Genomic DNA, 19,002 nt, shown 5'->3' on the forward strand with positions numbered 1-19,002 from the left:
TATTAAACTAAATTTTTATGAAAACTAAAAGTCAACTTCCTGCGCTGCGATGGCTGATGTTCGCATTGATACCATTATTGGTTTTTGTCTCCTGTAATGATGACGATATCTTGCCAATTACAAACGACCTTAGGGTACTTTATGTGAGTTTGGACGGAGACCGAGCACAAAGCGGTACTGCGGGTATACCTGTAACTTCATCGGTAGAATTAGTTTTCTCACATGGGCTAAACAAGGAAGTATTTGAAAATAACCTTAATATTTCTCCTGCGCTGAACTATTCAATCACATATGATGAAACCTCTTCTTTTGCTACAATCACTCCTGATGCAAGACTTGAATATGACGAATCGTATACAGTAAGCTTACCTAAAGGAGCTTATGGCGCGGGAGGTGAGGCTTCTATAGAAGATTTTAATTTTGATTTCTTTACAGGGGAATTTACTCCTCCCGCAATTACCCTTACACCCGATAAGTTAAGTTTCTTTGAAGGTGAAGTAGTAACTATTACTGCTAGTATTAGCGAAGTAGTTTTCGTAGATGTATCTTTTGATTTGGTATTTACTGGCACAGCCGAAGGTGGTGGCATCGATTACGAATCTAGCGCTACAACCATTACAATACCGGCTGGTCAAACTTCTGCAACTTTTACATTGACTTCAATCGAAGGAGATGAAATAGAGGGTAATGAAAATATCCTGATTTCACTTACTAACTTACTGAACGGTACGTATTCGGCCGAACCTTTAAACATATCCCTTGGAGATAGAGCACCTTCTATTGAATTGAAAGGTGTTATGCATTTAAGAGCAGGGACTTCAAATGGCGTTAGAGCAGTGCATTTAAATGTATTGAAAGATATTGACGATCTAAGTACATACGGTATTGAAGTCAATTCTAATGGAACCTCAACACCTATTGATCCGGAAAATCTAGATTATTACTTCCCGTCAATCGCTGTAGCAGCAGGAGATCAAATATTGCTCGTACGCGATGCAGATGCAGGAAATGCTGCAGACTATTTTGGCGCTTGCTTCAGTCAATTTGATCATGTTATTCAAACCTCTGCAATGACACAAAATGGCGATGATGCGATACTACTCTACAACGATGGAGTACCTATCGAAACATTTGGCGAATTAGCTGTAGATGGAACAGGTAGACCATGGGAATATACAGGCTCTTGGGGATATAAGCTAGGTGACGAATGGATATATGGGGCACTTAATTGCGCCAACAATGTAAATGCAGGTACTACACAATCATCATCTTGTGTTTACCCAATATGCTCCGAAGGAGTAGAATTTGTCGGAATTATGTCCATGCAGCCTTCAGTAGGAAGAATTAGAGCCTTTCATTTAAGAGCATTAAAAGATATTCCTGACCTGAGCTTATATGGAATAGGGATTGCCTCAAATGGACAAGCAACCTCTGATGGAATTGAAGTCCCTTTCCCTTCCATATCTGTAAAAGCGGGAGAGCAAATATTGGTAATTAGAGACCTAGATGTTGCAAATGCGGTGAATTATTTTGAAAGTTGCTATGGTATTTTTGATCACATAGTTCCTGATGGAGGAGTCACCTCAAATGGTGATGATACAATAGAATTGTTCAGAGGCTCTACCCTAATAGAAACGTATGGTGAATTAGGAGTAGATGGAACAGGGCAATTCTGGGATTATACTGACTCTTGGGCAGCAAAAGTCAATGGAGTTTGGAAATATGGTGGAGCGGATTGCACCGTTGGGGCAGCAACTAATGCAACATCCCCTTGCGCATACGCACTTTGTAACTAAATAAACATTTCAATTAGGGAGCGCTCTCTCAATCGGAGAGCGCTCTTTTATACCTAACGTATGAAAAAATCCATTTTGAGTTTATGGTTTGTGGCGTCATTTTTTATCCTGTCCTGTGGAGAGGACGAATCAGATACTGCGGCCAATATAGAGATACTTTCAGCCACAGTGAATGGTGCGAATGCTAATGGGGCTAATTTGAATGTCCCCTTGGAAGCAAACATCGAAATCGTATTCTCAAGTGCATTAGATCCCGCAGCATTTCAATCTGCATTTTCTATATCAGGTGGAAACAATCCCGTGGAATATACTTTAGCCTATGCAAATGCCACATCTAAAGTCACTGCTACAGCAATACTCGATTACAATACAACTTACACAGTCAGTGTAAGCAATAATGTCATTGGAGCACGAGGCGAAAAATTGAAAAGCCCTTTGAACTTTACCTTCAAAACGGCAGAAGACGATGTGATTAGAGCCATGAACCCATGTACCAATGGAGGAGATTGCTTGCGAAGTGTAGAGCTACAAGGATCACAAGGAGCAGGAACCTTTGAGTTTTATAGCAATTACCCAATTTATGAAGAAAAGGCAGAATGGGAGAAGTTGACACATGCCGTGATAGTCGTGCATGGTGCAAGCCACGACCCGCAGAATTATTTTACTTACATGACCAATACCTTCGACAATCAAAATGTCGCAGAAAGCACAGTGCTCATTGCTCCATTTTTCAGAAGTACCTCTACTGGTTCTACTGATGATTTCTATTGGTCCAATACGAGCTGGAGAAGAGGAAGCCCTTCTTCTAACACTAATAAGTTGAGTTCTTTTGAAGCCATTGATGCAATAATAGACCAACTATCGGATAAAAATCGCTTCCCAGTTCTTCAAAAAATTATTGTCACTGGCCATTCTTCTGGTGCAGCATTTACCCATGTTTACTCTGCGGCAAATAAATCTGAAGCAAAACACACTTCAATTGATTTTGAATATGTGGTAGCGAATTCTCAATTTTTCTATTACCCAGATGGTCGACGGATAAATGAATCAAACAATCAGCTATATACGCCTGCAGGTTGCGCTGGCTATAATATTTGGCCACTAGGCTATAATGCTACTCCAGCCTATTTATCAGGAGTAAATTCAAGCACATTCAATTCTCAATTTGTTAGCCGAAAAGTGACTTATCTTCTAGGAAATGGGAACCAGTCTGACCCGACCTTGAATACTCAGGATTGTGAAAACACATTGCAGGGTTCAAGCAGATTTAGACGAGGAGATAATATGTTTAAATATATGGAACTAGCCTACCCAAGCACACATAATCATAAAAGAGTGATTGTAAATGGTATTGGGCATGATGGGCAAGGAATGTATCAATCTAATGAATTTAAAACTTTCCTGACTCAACTTCTTAATTAGCAAAATGAAATATAGAATAGCTGTAATTCCAGGTGATGGTATAGGCAAAGAAGTTATACCTGCGTCATTAGAGGTTTTAGATAATTTAGGAAAAAAATGTGGTTTTGAGTTGGAATATGTTCATTATGATTACTCCTGTGAGTATTTCAAAAAAACAGGTAAAATGATGCCTGGTGATGCCATTGATCGCCTGTCTGATTCAGACGCTATTTTTCTTGGTGCAGTAGGTTATCCCGGAGTTCCTGATCATATTTCTCTTTGGGGGCTTCTTATTCCAATTCGTCGTTCCTTCCAACAATATGTCAATATTCGACCTGTAAGGTTACTAAAAGGTATAGAATCTCCATTGCGTAACCCTGGAAATATAGATTTTGTAATCGTAAGAGAAAACAATGAAGGAGAGTACTCAAATGTAGGAGGCATCATACATGAAGGCACACCATATGAGACCGTAGTACAGGAGAGTATTTTCACAAGAATGGGGGTAGACAGAGTAATGAACTATGCCTTTGAATTAGCCTCAAAAAGAAATAAAAAATTGGCAAGTGCAACCAAATCAAATGGGATAATCCACACAATGACCTTTTGGGATAATCGATTTGAGGAATTGGGCAAGAAATACTCTCAAGTAGAGCAATCTAAATTTCATATTGATATCCTTTGTGCTCAATTCGTGCAGCATCCAGATTGGTTTGACGTAATTGTAGCAAGCAATCTCTTTGGAGACATCCTGTCAGACCTGGGGCCGTCTGTCGTTGGTGGGCTGGGAATTGCGCCAGGAGCCAATATTAATCCAGAAAAAGAGTTTCCGAGTATGTTTGAACCGGTACATGGTAGTGCGCCGGATATTGCAGGAAAAAATATAGCCAACCCAATAGCAAGCATTTGGACAGTTGCAATGATGTTGGAGCATTTAGGTGAAAATCAAGCAGCGGCAATAGTTATGCAAGCAATTGAACTTACTACAAGCCAAAGGAAAGTACTGACCTTAGATCTTGGAGGAACTGCAACCACCACCGAGGTAACTAAGGAAATAATAACACATATAAATAAATTATAGTCATCGGCTTTTCAAACTTTTGCCAGTCTTTGCTTATATGAGTTTACTATTAAAATCTTGTGTCATGTTTGAATATTCGATAACCTAGTCAGCCATTGAAGGGTTACTTACCTTCCGCTTGGAGCTTGAAAGAAAATACTACTAATAAACTGCATGGTTATTTTGCAGCGTTTCTTCCATGTATAATCTTCCTAATTCAAACCAAATGGCAATTTCTCCAAATCGACATTTCCGCCTGTAAGGATAATTCCCACCCGCTTGTTTTTGAATGTGTCAGGTTCCTTGAGAACTGCTGCAAATGGAACAGCGCATGAAGGTTCTATAATTATCTTCATTCTTTCCCAAATCATCCGCATTGCAGCAATTATTTCAGCATCTTCTACTCTGATAATCTGCTCTACATATTTTTGAATAATAGGAAAAGTCTTATCACCTAGCGAAGTCAGCAGACCATCAGCAATTGTTTTGGGATTTTCTATAGGAATGATCTTTCCTGCTTCTAAGGAGCGAAAAGCGTCATCTGCTCCAGCAGGTTCGCCAGCTATTATTCTTGTATTTGGACTGATATAATGCACACTCAAAGCAGTGCCAGCTAATAAACCTCCACCACCCACGGGCGCCATTGCAATATCTAAATTGGGCACTTGTTGCAGCAATTCAAGCGCGCATGTAGCCTGACCTGTTATGACTGCGTAATCGTTATAAGGCGGAACAAAAGTGGCACCTGTTTTGGCTACAATATCTGCTAAAGTGCTTTCTCTAGCCTGCAAGGTGGGCTCACATTCCACAATTTCGGCACCATAGCCAGCTACGGCTTTTTTTTTGATGGTTGGTGCTGTACGAGGCATCACAATATAGGCTTTGATTCCTCTGGTTTGAGCGGCTTTTGCCAATGCCGCAGCATGATTGCCCGACGAGTGGGTTGCAACGCCCTTACTAGCTTCGTCATCGCTGAGGAGAGAAACCGCATTTGCAGCTCCACGCATTTTGAAAGCGCCTACTTTCTGGAAATTCTCGCATTTGAAAAACACTTCGCAACCCGCTATCTTATTAAGGCTTTCGCTTGTGAGTACAGGTGTTTTGTGAATCATTGGCGCAATCCGCGCATGTGCTTCTTGGATATCTTGCAGACTAATCATGTTGACAAATTTAGCTCAACAATAATAGGCAAATTCTAAGAATATAAAGATGGAATACCTTGCAAGCGGTGACTAAAAAGCCTCCGTTACGATGAAATAAATATTGCCACCTTCGCGTCCATAGCCATAATCTAGGCGGATATTAAGTCGCTCCGCAGGATTCACCACAAAGCGCAAACCTGTTCCGATGGAATATTTTAGTTGGGATGCACGTAAGTCACCAATGGAATCATACACATCTCCTACACCGGCAAAAGCTACCCCACCAAATCGCCAAAAAAGTGGAAAACGATATTCCATTTGCGTAGCCCAAAAGTGTTTATCTCTAAAGCGGTTTTTAGGATAGCCGCGCAGAATGTCATCATTACCCAAAGTGGCCATATCCAGAAATGGCACATCTCCATAATTGAATCGCATTACGGTCTGTGAGGCTAATATATGCTTGGGTTTAATTTGCCAGTATTGCTGATAAGTAGCATTGATATTGGTGAAATTGAACGTGCCTCCTAAAGACTTGGAATAGAAATAAGACGAAAGCTCTGCAAATCTACCTTCATACGGACTGATGATATTATCACGTGAATCGTATAGGGCGACTAAGCCAAGCGCAGAGCCCACTCCTCCAGCAAATCCTGTGATCTCTCCCGTTGCTAATTGTCCTCCCGCTTCTGTTTCCAGACCATATTCTCGCTCGTATTTATAATCAAAGCCCACAAAAAGTGATGGTCGAATTTGCTTCAACGCTAAGGCCTTTATTGAAAAAAGATTGTATTCATAAAACTCCTCATCTTCCAGCTTGGTATCATTGCCAATGCCATAAAACCTATCCGGGAAATTTCTAAACCGAGCCTCTCCTTTTAAAATATAGTCTTCATTTCGAGTGAAAATATTCCAAATACCCCACACATCTAACTGCTTGTTTTGTGTGTAATCGGCCAAAAATTGAACATAAGATCCGCGGGTAGGTTTTTGATAATCGTATTTGGGTGGAATCTTAAAATAGTAAACTCCAGCGCCACCATAGGCCAATCGTGTATCAGGTGTATAGTACAAAAGCGGGAGGAAAAAGAAGCCATTTTTCTCATCAGGAATGGTATCGTTTAGCGGCTTGATGCCCATAAAACCCTGCGCTTTGGCCATGGTAAAACTTACCATAATTAGTAGCAGGCAAATAAGTATTACTTTTCGCATTTACGTTTGCTAAATTGTTTGAGCAAATGAATGCCTAAACGAGTTTTAAAGATGGGAGGTTGATTCCCAAGCAAAAATTTATTAATCAATCGAGTGCAATAAAACATAAATTTCAACCTCTATATAAATGAAAAAGCACCCATAAATAAGGTGCTTTTTCTATGTTGGTTTATATCTTGAAAATTACTCTTGAGGCAATTTCAATATACGGATATATTGCTCTTTGGTCAAATACTTATTTGCCGCAGCTTTGATAGCCTCTGGGGTTACAGATTCTATTCTAGCTTCAGAATTTAGTATTTCTTCTTTATCAATTCCATCCGCTTGGTAGCCGCTCAATCTACCTAGCCAATAACCATTACGCTCTTTGTTTTCAGTTAACTGGCGTTTTTTAGTTTCATGCACTTTAGCCAAATCTTCTGCAGTTGGGCCTTCAGTTTTCAACTTTTCGATTTCTCTCCAGGTTGCTTCTGTAAGCTTTTCTACATTTTCAGGAGCGCAAGGGAACTGCACTATAAATTGGTATCGTTCACTTGGAGTTTTGCCTGCACTTCCTCCCGCACTTGCTCCATATACACCTCCAATTTCCTCCCGCAATGTTTCAATAAGTTTGATGGTCAGTATTTCACCCATTTGGCTTATCACCTCACTATTTTCTAGGGTATATTCATCTTCATCTGAAAACACCATCACGACCATTGCTTTATCATCTTGTCCAACTCTAATCACTTCTTCTACATTTCCAGAAGGTGGTGTCAACCCCAAATCTCTGTAGGTTTCATTTTTATTGCTCGCCGGCAAAGAGCCCAAGTACTGAGCTAGTAGAGGCTTCATAGCTTCCACGTCAAAATTACCCACAAAGGTGAAATGGAAGCCCGATGCATCTGCAAATCGCTCCATGTATATTTCCAACATTCTATCCAAGCTCAAAGCATCAATATCCTCAGCCGTTGGAAGTGATGCTCCACGAGGATTATTTTGCGTAAGCAATTTACCGATAGCAATTTGGAATTGGATGTCAGGGCTGGCCATGATCATAGCCAACTGCGCCTTTTGAGAAGTTTGGAAGGATTTGAAGAAATCTTCATTCTTGTATGGCTGGGTAAAATACAGATGCGTCAATTGTAGCATCGCTTCCAAATCTTTTGGTGTTGTATTACCGCTAATGCTTTGAGAATACATACCAATACTTGGCGATACACGTGCATTTTTACCAGCTAATAATTTCTGTAAATCGGTAGAGCTAAACTGCCCAACACCACTATTTGCTACAATAGAACTTGCAAAGCTTGCATTGAAGTGATCTTCATCAGGATAAAGTGACTGACCACCTTTTGCAGATGCGCTCATTACTATTTCATCATTTTTGAACTCAGTAGGTTTCAAAGTAACTTTCACTCCATTGGAAAGCTCCAAGTCCACAATGCCCAATGCGGCATTTTCTGTTTGTGAAACCACAGAACCAGCGGGAGGTAAAGTAGGAAGCAATTCGGTACCACCCATAGTATCTTCATACGGTTCTAGTTCCTCATTTTCGACATTGGTAAGTACTTCTAGCAAATCCTGCTCTGTAGGATATTTAAGACCTTCTGCTTCTGGTCCTAAAACAATTATTACTCTATTCTCATCAAGGAAAAGCTCCTTTGCCATATTGTTTACTTCTGCTACGGTAATTGTTGGCAATACTTGTTGAGCAAATTCATATCTGAATTCTGTTGAAGGAATTGGAGAATTGCTAAGGAAGTTTGACACATAGCGATTGGTATAAACACCTGACTCAGTTTTATCTCTGTCGTTGAAGGCTCTTTCTTGGCTCGCCAAATATTGCTTTTTGTAACGCTCCAATTCACCCGCAGTAAAACCATGACGAGCTACTCTTTCATTCTCACGTAATACCGCTTCGAAACCTTTGATAATGCCGTCTTGAGGAACAGCTGCGCTCATTGAGAAAAATGTAGATGTGGCAACAAAATCTTGCACCCCAACTCCAGCTCCAATAAATGGAGGATCTGCTTGCTGACGCAGTTCGTTCAAACGTAAATTGAGCATTCCAGAATAAGCACTACGAATGATAGCCTTTCTATAATCGGCAAGAGTGTTTGTCTCGATTTTTGGATGCTTAATATACATCTCTACTTGAGTAGAGCTTTGCTCAGGATCTGTTTCTATTGCTACAATAGTTTCTTCATGACCTGGTACTTCAAAGTATTTCCTTTCTCTGCTATTCGCTGGGTTTTGTTGCTTACCGAAATACTTTTCGATCAAAGTGGTCATTTCGTTCACATCCATATCGCCTACTGCTACCACAGACATTAAGTCTGGACGATACCAATCTTTGTAGAAACTTCTAAGCGCATCGTATTCGAAATTTCTAAGGATATCTACTTTACCAATCGGCAACCGTTCAGCATATCTTGAATTTTGAAATAGTTTCCCAAAATAGCGATCAGACATACGTTGAGAAGCACCACGTCCGGTTCTCCATTCTTCAACAACTACTCCTCTTTCATCATCGATGTCTTTATCTGTAAGCAATGCACCAAATGCCCAATCAGACAGAACAAGCAAACCTTTTTCAATATTTTCAGGCTCATTTAGCGGAATAGGTAAAATATAAACCGTTTCGTCAAAGCTTGTATAAGCGTTCAAATCAGCTCCAAACTCAACACCCATTTTCTGTAGAAATGAAATCAATTCATTCTCAGAAAAATTGGTTGAACCATTGAAACCCATATGCTCCATAAAGTGAGCCAGGCCTTGCTGATTATCTTCCTCTAAAATAGACCCTGCTTTTACAACTAAGCGAAGTTCCATTTTATTCTCAGGCTGATTGTTTTCTCTTACATAATAAGTAAGTCCATTATCAAGTTTCCCAATCTTCACATTAGGATCTGTAGGTATAGCTTGTTCCAAATTGAGTTGCTGTGCACTCGCAATGAATCCAAAACATATCAAACCAACAGCTAAGAGGGATATCCTCCTACCATTTGCCTTCCACATAGTTTTGATATTTAGAATATTTAAAATTGATTTATTAATAAAATTAGTAATTATTGCGTTTTTAGTTTTCATCTAATGACAAGCGGTTTTTGTTTCGAATAAAAGGCTGATTTTAAAAGATGAAAATTTTAGGCTAAAAAACTAGTTTTTCAGCATCGCCCTAACCAATAGGCCTATACCCAGAAAGATGAAAATATCAGCAAAATTGAATACTGGCCAAAAAGTTACCGGATCCCCGCCAATGATTGGCACCCATGAGGCAAAGTATCCATCATATAAATCGAGATAGAGCATGTCAATAACTTTGCCATGAAACCAGGGAGTATTACTTTCAGCCACTTCATTGCCAAACCACACTCCATAGAAGATATTATCTATCAGGTTGGCAATGGCTCCTCCCGATACCAAGCTAATCGGCAATTTGTATTTGCGAGCTTTACCAATGACTAAATAAGCCAATAACCCTAAGCATATGATTAATCGAAGTAAACTCAGAGAAAGTTTACCATAAGTGAAATCCCAATCCCAGCCAAATGCCATTCCAGAATTGGTAGTATAATAGATTTTAAACCAATCATCAATAAGGATTATTTGGCCTGGCAACCCTAAATCCATATTGAAATGCACCCAAAACTTGACAGATTGATCTATGAGGATTATGGATAGAACAAAAAGGAAATAAGGTTTCCAACTGCTGGAATGTTCCCCTATTTCCTCATGTCTATATTCCATTTATTGTATTTTAATTGAGAGTTTTATTTCAAACTCATCCATCTCCAATACTGTTCCATCCGCCACCTCATTTTCTATTTCGAATGATAGTGCTTGAGTTTCGGTACAGATGTAATCAGAGAAATTCTGAACAGATTTATCTACCAATTCATTTCCAGCTTCGAGGCGGATATTGATTTTGTCTTGTACCTCCAAGCCCATATCCTTACGCATATTTTGGATTCGATTTACCAAATCTCTAGCGATACCTTCTTGCTTCAGCTCATCACTGATGTTTACATCCAATGCAACAGTAAGTCCAGCTTCTGAAGCTACAGACCAACCTGGAATGTCTTGTGAGGAGATAATTACATCTTCTAATTCCAGCTGTACAGTTTCACCATCGAGTGAAATACTGATAGTGCCATTTTTCTCGATCTCGCTGATTTCAGCTTTGCCCCAAGTATTTATTGCAGCTGCCACAGCTTTCATTTTCGGGCCAAATTGCTTTCCTAACTTTGGGAAATTAGGCTTTACATTTTTCACCAATATGCCTGAAGTATCATCTATATACTCAATCTCCTTGATATTGACTTCCGCTTTGATCAAAGCTTCCACATGTTCCAATTGATCCTTGGTTTTGGAAGACAATACAGGAATTAAGATACGCTGTAAAGGCTGGCGAACTTTCACCTTTTCCTTTTTGCGAAGTGAGTGAACCAGCGATGAAACATCTTGCGCCAATTGCATGCTTTGCTCCAAATCTTCATTGATCCAATTTCTATTTGCAGCTGGCCAATTACTCAAATGCAAAGAACCAACCTGCTCGCCAGCAGCTAAGTTTTGATGTAGCCACTCTGCATAGAAAGGAGCAAATGAAGCCATTAGGCTGGCAAGCTTTTGCAAACATTCAAACAAAGTCTCGTAAGCAGCCTGCTTATCAGTCGTCATGTCGCCACGCCAGAAACGCTTACGTGCTAAGCGCACATACCAATTGGAAAGTTGATCCGTAGTGAAGTTCATAATGGCGCGGGTGGCACGAGTTGCATCGTAATTGTCCATCGCAGCCTCCACTTCCAAAATCAAACTTTGCAGCTTGGACATAATCCATTGATCCAACTCAGGGCGATCTTTTATAGCAACTTGCTTGTTCACATCGAATTTGAAATGATCCAAATTCGCATAGAGTGCAAAGAATGCATAAGTATTGGTAAGCGTACCGAAGAATCTACGTTGCACTTCTGCCACGCCTTCCAAATTGAACTTGAGGTTGTCCCAAGGGTTGGCATTGCTGAGCATATACCAGCGTGTAGCATCTGGCCCATACGTATCGAGTGTGGTAAATGGGTTGATTGCATTGCCCAAACGCTTACTCATTTTATTGCCGTCCTTGTCAAGTACCAGGCCATTGGCAATTACGTTTTTGAAAGCTACGCTATCAAAAAGCATTACCGCCAAAGCATGCAAAGTGAAAAACCAACCACGCGTTTGATCCACGCCTTCGGCTATGTAATCGGCAGGGAAATTCGCTTCAAATACTTCCTTATTTTCGAATGGATAATGCCATTGTGCATAAGGCATGGCACCACTATCAAACCAAACATCGATCAAATCTTTCTCGCGATACATGGCTTGACCGGAATCACTAAGAAGTATTATATCGTCAACATAAGGTCTATGCAGATCTATTTCACCATCAATCTCTGTTATGCCTTTATCGGTAATGCCCGCAGCAACGGCCTTTTCAACCTCCCGCTTCAACTCGTCGATTGAGCCGATACATTTCTCTTCTTTGCCATCTTCAGTTCTCCAAATCGGTAATGGCGTACCCCAATATCTACTTCTGCTCAAATTCCAATCCACCAGATTTTCCAGCCAATTCCCAAAACGGCCAATTCCTGTGGACTCCGGCTTCCAATTGATGGTTTTGTTTAGCTCCACCAATCTATCTTTATAAGCAGTAGTTTTGATAAACCAGCTCGAAAGCGGATAATACAAAATCGGCTTATCCGTACGCCAGCAATGTGGATAGCTGTGCTCGTACTTCTCTACTTTAAAGGCCGCATTTTCGATCTTGAGAATGATGGACAATATCACATCAGTGGACTTGTAATCCGGATGTGTCTCGTCCTCGGCGGTATAATTTTTTACATAGAAATCATCCTCTCCCAATTCTCTATGGGTGGTGATTCCATGTTCTTTTACTTTAGCAGCGATCCAAGCGCCAATTTCCTTTACGAATTTCCCTTGGCGATCTACCACCGGCCCTTCTTTACCTTCATCGTCTGTAACCAAAAGCGGCACGATGTCATTTTCCATGGCTACACGGTAATCGTCCGCACCGAAAGTTGGGGAAGTGTGTACGATACCACTACCATCTTCGGTGGTTACAAAGTCGCCTACCACCACTTGAAATGCCTTGCCCTTTGCTTCGATAATTGGGAATAATTGTTCGTAACTCAAGCCAGCTAATTCACTGCCCTTGTAAGTGGCCAATTCCACCCAAGGAATCACCTTATCACCAGCTTTGTAGGCTCGCAAATCACCATCTTTTCCTTTTGGGCTTAAGTAGGCGGAAATTCTATCCTGAGCTAAAATCACTCTTACTGGCTCGTAAGTATATGGATTGAAAGTATTGACTAATGAATAGACGATGTTTTTGCCAACGGCACAAGCTGTATTCGCAGGCAAAGTCCAAGGAGTAGTAGTCCAAGCTAGCAAGTGGGTAGTTTGGCCGTTACCACAAAGCTCTTGAAAAAGCGGGTGGTTGTCTGGGCCATTCAATTTAAACTGGGCTGTAATGGACGTATCCTTCACATTTTGGTATGTACCGGGTTGATTTAATTCATGCGAACTAAGACCCGTACCTGCAGCAGGAGAATATGGCTGTATAGTATAGCCTTTGTACAGAAGCCCTTTATTATAAAGCTTTTGCAACAAGTGCCATAATGTCTCAATATAATTCGATTCGAAAGTGATGTAAGGATTATCAAGATCTACCCAATAGCCCATCTTTTCGGTTAGGTCATCCCACTCGTCTTTGAAACGCATTACGGTTTCACGACAACGCTTATTGTATTCCTCTACACTTATCTTTTTGCCAATATCTTCTTTGGTAATGCCAAGCTCTTTTTCTACTTGCAGCTCCACAGGTAATCCATGCGTATCCCAACCACCTTTTCTTTTTACCTGAAAACCTTGGAGGGTTTTGTATCTACAGAAAATATCTTTGACCGTACGCGCCATTACGTGGTGAATACCGGGTGTGCCATTGGCAGAAGGCGGACCTTCATAAAATGTGAAAGTTTCTGCTCCTTCGCGATTGGAAACGGACTTTTCGAAAACCTGATTTTCTTTCCAGAATTTAAGTATATCGGCTGCTATCTCCGCGTAATTCGGGTTTTTATATTCCCTGTATATCATTACCTATCCTTTATTTATCAAACAAGTGGCAAATATCTGAAATCCACAGGAAAGAAGCGGTAAAAATTCGCAATTTGATGAAGGACTATTACTGATTGTAAATAATCCGGGCAAGAATTTTTGACCTAAAATAGATCAGCTGGTCTGAAAAGGTACCATTTCCAATGGCTTTCGTTGATATCGCCATTGAAAAGATAAAGTCCGTCCTGTGTTGTGAAAAAGCTACCAGCTGCTAATTCATGTTCGATTGCGGGAGGTAAGCGGAATTCTTTTATCTCGGAGAAATCCTCATTTGCAACTAACAGTCCCATTGGCTTCTCGGCAATGCTGGTTCCTGATGGATTTGGCAAACTGATAAGTCGATAATACAAGTGACTGAACTCATCAAAGTGAATAGCACCATAAGCACTTGCTTCCTTGATAAACCAATTATCCATATCTTCTTGCTCTACAGGGGTGTTTTGGCCTGGCATGCCAGTGGTGTATTTTGTTGGTGCGATAAAACTCTGGGTCCCAAAATACACTTGTTTTTGATTTTGAAGTCGATCTCCCTCCATTACCCAAATAGAATCCGAACCTGCATTAGCGAAAATCAATTGATTACTAGCCTTATTATATGTTGGATAAAACCAAAGATGTTGCGCAACCCAAGTATCGTTTCCAAAAGTTTCAGGATAGCTAAGCCATTGATTTTGTGTACTGTCAACAGTGTGAAAGGTAATGGCCAAGGAATTATTCGCTTTGTTTAAGAAATTATCCACATTAAAGGCCTTGATAGGTCCTCGGCTATAGGCTACCAAGTTGTTTCCTGCCAATATTGGCTTCACCGGAATAAAATTACCTGCTGCAGAAGTCATTACGCTTGAAAGCAAAATATTTCCTTCTCGGTCGCTCAGTTTTATTCCTCGATATCCATCTAAAATTACAATGGTGTCCTTTGAAGCAAATGACATGGCAAATAGATATGAAACTCCATTTGGTCCTTCTCTTTCAAATTCGATATTTTGCGCTAGGCTTTTCTCATTCAAATCGAAAAGCATTATTGATCTGCCTTGCGTATTGGTAATGGCTAATAAGTTTTCATCTCCCAAATAATCCACCACTCCTGGGTTATGTGGAATGGTTTCATCTATTGGGATTATCAAACTATCTATGAAATTAAGTACCTCAATTGATTTGTTTTCCGGTAATTCGCTTTGGCAGGAAATCAGGAAATAAGTAGCTATGAAGACAAATAAGTATTTCATTCTCAGCATCAATATTTTTTAAAGATTGCCAATTTCACTCAAAAAAAAATTTTAATGGGAATATTTCATATTTCGGTAAATGACTTTCTCTGAGTAAAACAATAGCTGAATTGCATTTATCTCAACGGAATTCCAAAAATGGTTCTGAATCGAATTAAAGCTTCTTTGTCTGTCATGCCGGAGACTACATCAATCACAATTCGCAAGGCGGAGTATAGGTTTATATTTTCTTGTTCCAATTGCCATTTTGCATTTTCAGGTAGAAGACGAAATATCACTTTGTCTTGCGCATGCAATCTATCGGGGGCAAACTGCTTATGGAAAACGGCTCTTGAAAAACGGCTGATCAACCCCGAAAGCACTTCAAATCCTGAAGCCTCCCGCCCGAGTACAGGTTTGGATCGGTAGATTTCCTCTACAGATAGTTTACTGATTTTCTTCAATATAACAGCTGATGGGATCACGTCTGTCAATGCTTGATCGAAGGTGCCTTCCAGCAATTCATTTTCTAGCTCAAGAAACTTATTCGAGCATTCTTCAATCAATTTGCCAATAGCTAAGGCTCGCAATACGCCAATCCGCTCTTTTATACCTGGATATTGATCCAATTTGGCTGGACGATAATCTTCCTTGAGCAAAGCAGCCATCAAATCTCGTGTAATTTCATAGCTTATTAAACCCATGTTGAAGCCATCTTCCAAGTCCATCAGGTAATAGCAAATATCATCTGCCGCTTCCACCAAAAATGTGAGGGGATGGCGTACCCAAGATCCTTCTAATTCTAGCAGACCAATGGAATTTGCTAACTGCGTAAAAGCCTCTTTTTCAGTTTGGAAAAAGCCGTATTTCTTTTGGCTTTTGCGGTCTTTTATTCCTTGTATGTTTACTGGTTTTGGGTATTTGGAGAATGCTGCCAATGTGGGAATAGTTAAGCGAAGGCCTTGTCCTTCCTCCCGCATTAGCAATCTAAACCCTTGCGCATTTCCTTCGAATTTGGTCAAGTCGGTCCATTCGGCATCGTTCATATAGCCTCTGAATTCTTGAGCGGCTATATCATGTTTAAAAAAATCAGAAATGGCCTCTTCTCCAGCATGGCCAAATGGTGGATTGCCGATATCATGACAAAGTGCAGCAGCTGAAGTAATGGCACCCACATCTGTTGCATTTATCTGCAAATCAGGATGGCGGGAGGATAATTCCTTACCCACATTTCGTCCTAAGGAACGCGCCACACTGGCTACTTCCAAACTATGCGTAAGTCTATTGTGTACAAAACCCTCCTCAGGCAATGGGAATACTTGAGTCTTATCTTGAAGTCTACGAAAAGGCCCTGAAAATATGATGCGATCATAATCTCGCTCGAAATCACTTCTCAATTCAGCCGATGCTGCATCCATCGGACTGCCAGCTTTAAAACGGATTGGGTTTAATAAGTTCTGCCAATCCATGCATTTTTTATTTGCCATAAGTCAAAATTAAACCCTTTTATATAAATCAAATAAATGCGCGATCAAAAAATCATTTTATCTCTTATATTGAGCTTATATTTCCTCTACGGTTCTATGCATAAACTATTTTTAAAGAACAAAAGCGCTTTTAGAAACGCATTATGGGTTTTACTCCTTTATCTCCCTTTGGGCTTTGCATGGATATATTTTACAGATAAAATTGGCCCGAAAAGCGAAGAGCTTTACAAATACTATCAAACTTATAAAGGCTTTGCATATGTAATTGTGTCTGGCTTATTGCTTTTTGTATTGGTGTATATTCTCTCCAAAAATCTGCTGAAAAGCCGCGAGACTTATAAGGTGCTTTTCGATAATATTCCCAATCCTGTGTGGGTTTATGACAAGCAAACATTCAAAATATTGGAAGTGAATGATAAGGCCTGCGAAACCTACCAATATTCTCGAGCTGAGTTTTTGACTAAAACCATCCTAGATATTAGGCCAAAGGAGGAAATAGAAAAAATAAGACTTGCCATTGCTCAAGCCACTGAAAACAAGAAAGATGTAGGAATATGGAAGCATCAGCGAAAAGACGGACGGTTGGTGTATGTACAGGGCATCTCAATACAGATAGATTTTAATGGTGAGCCTGCAGCCCTAGCAATTGCGCGGGATGTTACGGCAGAATATCTTGCTCAAGAAGAGAAAATGCGGATTCTCGATCAGTTAGTCACACAAAATCAAAACTTGGAGCAATTTGCCTTTATGGTTTCACACAATCTACGCACGCCAGTCGCTCAAATAGAAGGATTGGTTCAATTATTTGATAATAGCAATATCCAAAATCCAATCAATAATCAAGTGATAAACCACTTGAAAACCTCTGCACATCGGCTGGATGAAATCATTCTGGACCTGTCCCAAACTATTCGTATTAAAGATAGCGTGAATGTCCCTTGGGAAGAAATTGACCTTGATGATATACTAGCCAAAATAAAGCTTACGCTCAATGAGATAATTCAAAACTCAAATGCTAACATTACTTTTGAATCAAATGGAAGTGATAATATTAGAGGTATAAAAGGGTATATATATAGTATAATGCTAAATTTGATCAGCAACAGCTTGAAATACAGACAAGTTGACATTGCCCCTGCAGTGAGGGTATCGCTTGATCAAGAGACGGATAAATACTTTATAAAAATTATAGACAATGGGCTTGGATTTGATGTGGAAAAATGGAGGGAGGATATCTTTGGCTTGTATAAACGGTTCCACTTTCACGTAGAAGGGAAGGGTATTGGCTTATTTTTGGTGAGAACACAGGTTGAGGCACTTGGCGGTAAAATAGAGGTAGATAGCCAAGAAAATAATGGAAGTACCTTCACGATTATTTTGCCTAAAGAGCGGCCTGTAGTAAATCAATATTGAGAAAACGTTCGTTGCTATTGAAGTTACGAGGATGATCAACCAAAATGTAAAGACCTTTGCTACCTGCAAACCACTTGTTGATGCCATAGCGATAAGGCTCCATAGGAAACTCACTCAAATAATTCCCCTCTTCATTGAAAATGGAAATATACAAGCGCTTATCTGTCAATTGCTTTTCTTGGATTTCATTAAGATCCATTGCCTTCCAATAAGGACGGAAGATAAATGAAGAATCAGGATGGGATAATGGCTTGAAATACTGCGGGTTGAGCATAAAATGTGCTTGCAACAAATTTGTGTTATTAGTTTCCGTAGGCAAATGCATCATCATTCCGCCATCATTTCGTGGAGCTTTCATTTGTATGGATTGATCCACCAAACTAAATTTACTAATTGCGCTATCATACAAATAACCAAACCATAGATTTTCATTGTCAAACTGGTTTCCCTTTACCAATTCTATCATTTGGCCAGCGAGTTCTGCTGCTTGTACTACTTCATCCAAATGATTAATAGGAAGTAATTCCCAACTACGGTCTGCCAATCTATATTTTGCAATCACAGAAAGGCTTGGGTTTAATTCCTCCAATGGATATTGGCAATAGAATAAAACGCTATCCTGCTCTGGCAAATATTCCAACCCGAAATTTGCCGAAAGAGTAGGTGTGCCTTGCAAGCCCGCATCATTCCATGAGTTTTGTACTGAATGATGTTCCTGCAATTCACCTTGTCTATTTATTCGCAATAATTGGCCTTCTCCGAAAAGGAAAATATCAGTTTCCCTAAAAACAAAAATCTGCTCTAACTGTATATCTGCTGCATCAATGATTTTATCCAATGGCAAATGTCCTTCTACAAGTTGCGTATTGAGATTGAAAATGTCTAACTGCTTGGTGTTGGGATTGTAACCATAAAGCATACTTCTCTGATTCCGCTCGAAGTGTGCAAACACCTGGTAGCTAGGCAAACTATGCTCATCCAATTGAATCGCAATTCGCTGGCGTTTGAGTTCAATTGGGCCTGCTTTCCCTAAATTTTCGAGCTTTGGTGCAGCCGATTGGCAGCTAATAAAAAGCATCAAAAAGCTGAAAATGAGGACAGCTAGAATTTTCATAGTAATGGTAATTTAAAATC

The 19,002-nt window shown here is 40.0% G+C and carries 12 protein-coding genes; 4 read left to right on the forward strand and 8 right to left on the reverse strand.

The window, feature by feature from the left end; all coding sequences use genetic code 11:
• Positions 1-17 precede the first annotated feature (17 nt).
• From ACOXY8_RS11725 to ACOXY8_RS11735, 3 genes are read left to right on the forward strand one after another with little or no spacing between them, the layout of a single operon-like run.
• Complete coding sequence (locus ACOXY8_RS11725; RefSeq protein ID WP_458331786.1) at positions 18-1,796, forward strand: Ig-like domain-containing protein; 1,779 nt, start codon at positions 18-20, stop codon at positions 1,794-1,796.
• Positions 1,797-1,856: 60 nt separating this feature from the next.
• Positions 1,857-3,218: an Ig-like domain-containing protein gene (locus tag ACOXY8_RS11730; protein ID WP_458331787.1), complete on the forward strand. Its 1,362-nt coding sequence runs from the start codon at positions 1,857-1,859 to the stop codon at positions 3,216-3,218.
• 4 nt (positions 3,219-3,222) lie between these two features.
• Positions 3,223-4,278 carry a tartrate dehydrogenase gene (locus tag ACOXY8_RS11735; RefSeq protein WP_458331788.1) on the forward strand — a complete coding sequence of 352 codons (1,056 nt, stop codon included), beginning with the start codon at positions 3,223-3,225 and terminating at the stop codon, positions 4,276-4,278.
• A gap of 191 nt (positions 4,279-4,469) precedes the next feature.
• On the opposite strand, the gene ACOXY8_RS11740 is transcribed toward ACOXY8_RS11735, so the two are convergent.
• The 7 genes from ACOXY8_RS11740 to dgt form a co-directional block, all read right to left on the reverse strand.
• The gene (locus ACOXY8_RS11740; protein ID WP_458331789.1) at positions 4,470-5,417 is read right to left on the reverse strand and encodes a pyridoxal-phosphate dependent enzyme; all 948 of its coding nucleotides are present in this window, start codon (positions 5,415-5,417) and stop codon (positions 4,470-4,472) included.
• Between the two features lie 72 nt (positions 5,418-5,489).
• Entirely contained in the window at positions 5,490-6,608 is a 1,119-nt protein-coding gene (locus ACOXY8_RS11745) for a BamA/TamA family outer membrane protein (RefSeq protein ID WP_458331790.1), read from the reverse strand.
• A gap of 183 nt (positions 6,609-6,791) precedes the next feature.
• Positions 6,792-9,608 carry a M16 family metallopeptidase gene (locus ACOXY8_RS11750; RefSeq protein WP_458331791.1) on the reverse strand — a complete coding sequence of 939 codons (2,817 nt, stop codon included), beginning with the start codon at positions 9,606-9,608 and terminating at the stop codon, positions 6,792-6,794.
• Between the two features lie 141 nt (positions 9,609-9,749).
• Positions 9,750-10,340, reverse strand: coding sequence for a signal peptidase II (locus ACOXY8_RS11755; RefSeq protein WP_458331792.1), 591 nt, complete (start codon positions 10,338-10,340; stop codon positions 9,750-9,752).
• Complete coding sequence (gene ileS, locus ACOXY8_RS11760; RefSeq protein ID WP_458331793.1) at positions 10,341-13,742, reverse strand: isoleucine--tRNA ligase; 3,402 nt, start codon at positions 13,740-13,742, stop codon at positions 10,341-10,343. It abuts the gene before it with no gap.
• A 125-nt stretch (positions 13,743-13,867) separates the two neighbouring features.
• Positions 13,868-14,989 carry a DUF4221 family protein gene (locus ACOXY8_RS11765; RefSeq protein WP_458331794.1) on the reverse strand — a complete coding sequence of 374 codons (1,122 nt, stop codon included), beginning with the start codon at positions 14,987-14,989 and terminating at the stop codon, positions 13,868-13,870.
• Between the two features lie 116 nt (positions 14,990-15,105).
• Complete coding sequence (gene dgt, locus ACOXY8_RS11770) at positions 15,106-16,455, reverse strand: dGTP triphosphohydrolase (protein ID WP_458331795.1); 1,350 nt, start codon at positions 16,453-16,455, stop codon at positions 15,106-15,108.
• 36 nt (positions 16,456-16,491) lie between these two features.
• On the opposite strand from dgt, the gene ACOXY8_RS11775 reads away from it, so the two are divergent.
• Complete coding sequence (locus ACOXY8_RS11775) at positions 16,492-17,868, forward strand: ATP-binding protein (protein ID WP_458331796.1); 1,377 nt, start codon at positions 16,492-16,494, stop codon at positions 17,866-17,868.
• Here the strand turns inward: ACOXY8_RS11775 and ACOXY8_RS11780 are convergent.
• A complete protein-coding gene (locus ACOXY8_RS11780; RefSeq protein ID WP_458331797.1) occupies positions 17,837-18,982 on the reverse strand; it encodes a hypothetical protein in 1,146 nt (381 codons plus the stop codon). The genes ACOXY8_RS11775 and ACOXY8_RS11780 overlap by 32 nt on opposite strands.
• Between the last annotated feature and the right edge of the window lie 20 nt (positions 18,983-19,002).

The sequence above is a fragment of the Peijinzhouia sedimentorum genome (assembly GCF_049340005.1).
Lineage (GTDB): Bacteria > Bacteroidota > Bacteroidia > Cytophagales > Cyclobacteriaceae > CAXBDP01.

What these genes read in the sequence shown, in the direction of transcription:
- dgt (WP_458331795.1), bottom strand. Translation starts at nt 16,455, where the DNA reads ATGGCAAATAAAAAATGCATGGATTGGCAGAACTTATTAAACCCAATC.
- ACOXY8_RS11755 (WP_458331792.1), bottom strand. Translation starts at nt 10,340, where the DNA reads ATGGAATATAGACATGAGGAAATAGGGGAACATTCCAGCAGTTGGAAA.
- ACOXY8_RS11735 (WP_458331788.1), top strand. Translation starts at nt 3,223, where the DNA reads ATGAAATATAGAATAGCTGTAATTCCAGGTGATGGTATAGGCAAAGAA.
- ACOXY8_RS11765 (WP_458331794.1), bottom strand. Translation starts at nt 14,989, where the DNA reads ATGAAATACTTATTTGTCTTCATAGCTACTTATTTCCTGATTTCCTGC.
- ACOXY8_RS11725 (WP_458331786.1), top strand. Translation starts at nt 18, where the DNA reads ATGAAAACTAAAAGTCAACTTCCTGCGCTGCGATGGCTGATGTTCGCA.
- ACOXY8_RS11750 (WP_458331791.1), bottom strand. Translation starts at nt 9,608, where the DNA reads ATGTGGAAGGCAAATGGTAGGAGGATATCCCTCTTAGCTGTTGGTTTG.
- ACOXY8_RS11775 (WP_458331796.1), top strand. Translation starts at nt 16,492, where the DNA reads ATGCGCGATCAAAAAATCATTTTATCTCTTATATTGAGCTTATATTTC.
- ileS (WP_458331793.1), bottom strand. Translation starts at nt 13,742, where the DNA reads ATGATATACAGGGAATATAAAAACCCGAATTACGCGGAGATAGCAGCC.
- ACOXY8_RS11740 (WP_458331789.1), bottom strand. Translation starts at nt 5,417, where the DNA reads ATGATTAGTCTGCAAGATATCCAAGAAGCACATGCGCGGATTGCGCCA.
- ACOXY8_RS11730 (WP_458331787.1), top strand. Translation starts at nt 1,857, where the DNA reads ATGAAAAAATCCATTTTGAGTTTATGGTTTGTGGCGTCATTTTTTATC.
- ACOXY8_RS11780 (WP_458331797.1), bottom strand. Translation starts at nt 18,982, where the DNA reads ATGAAAATTCTAGCTGTCCTCATTTTCAGCTTTTTGATGCTTTTTATT.
- ACOXY8_RS11745 (WP_458331790.1), bottom strand. Translation starts at nt 6,608, where the DNA reads ATGCGAAAAGTAATACTTATTTGCCTGCTACTAATTATGGTAAGTTTT.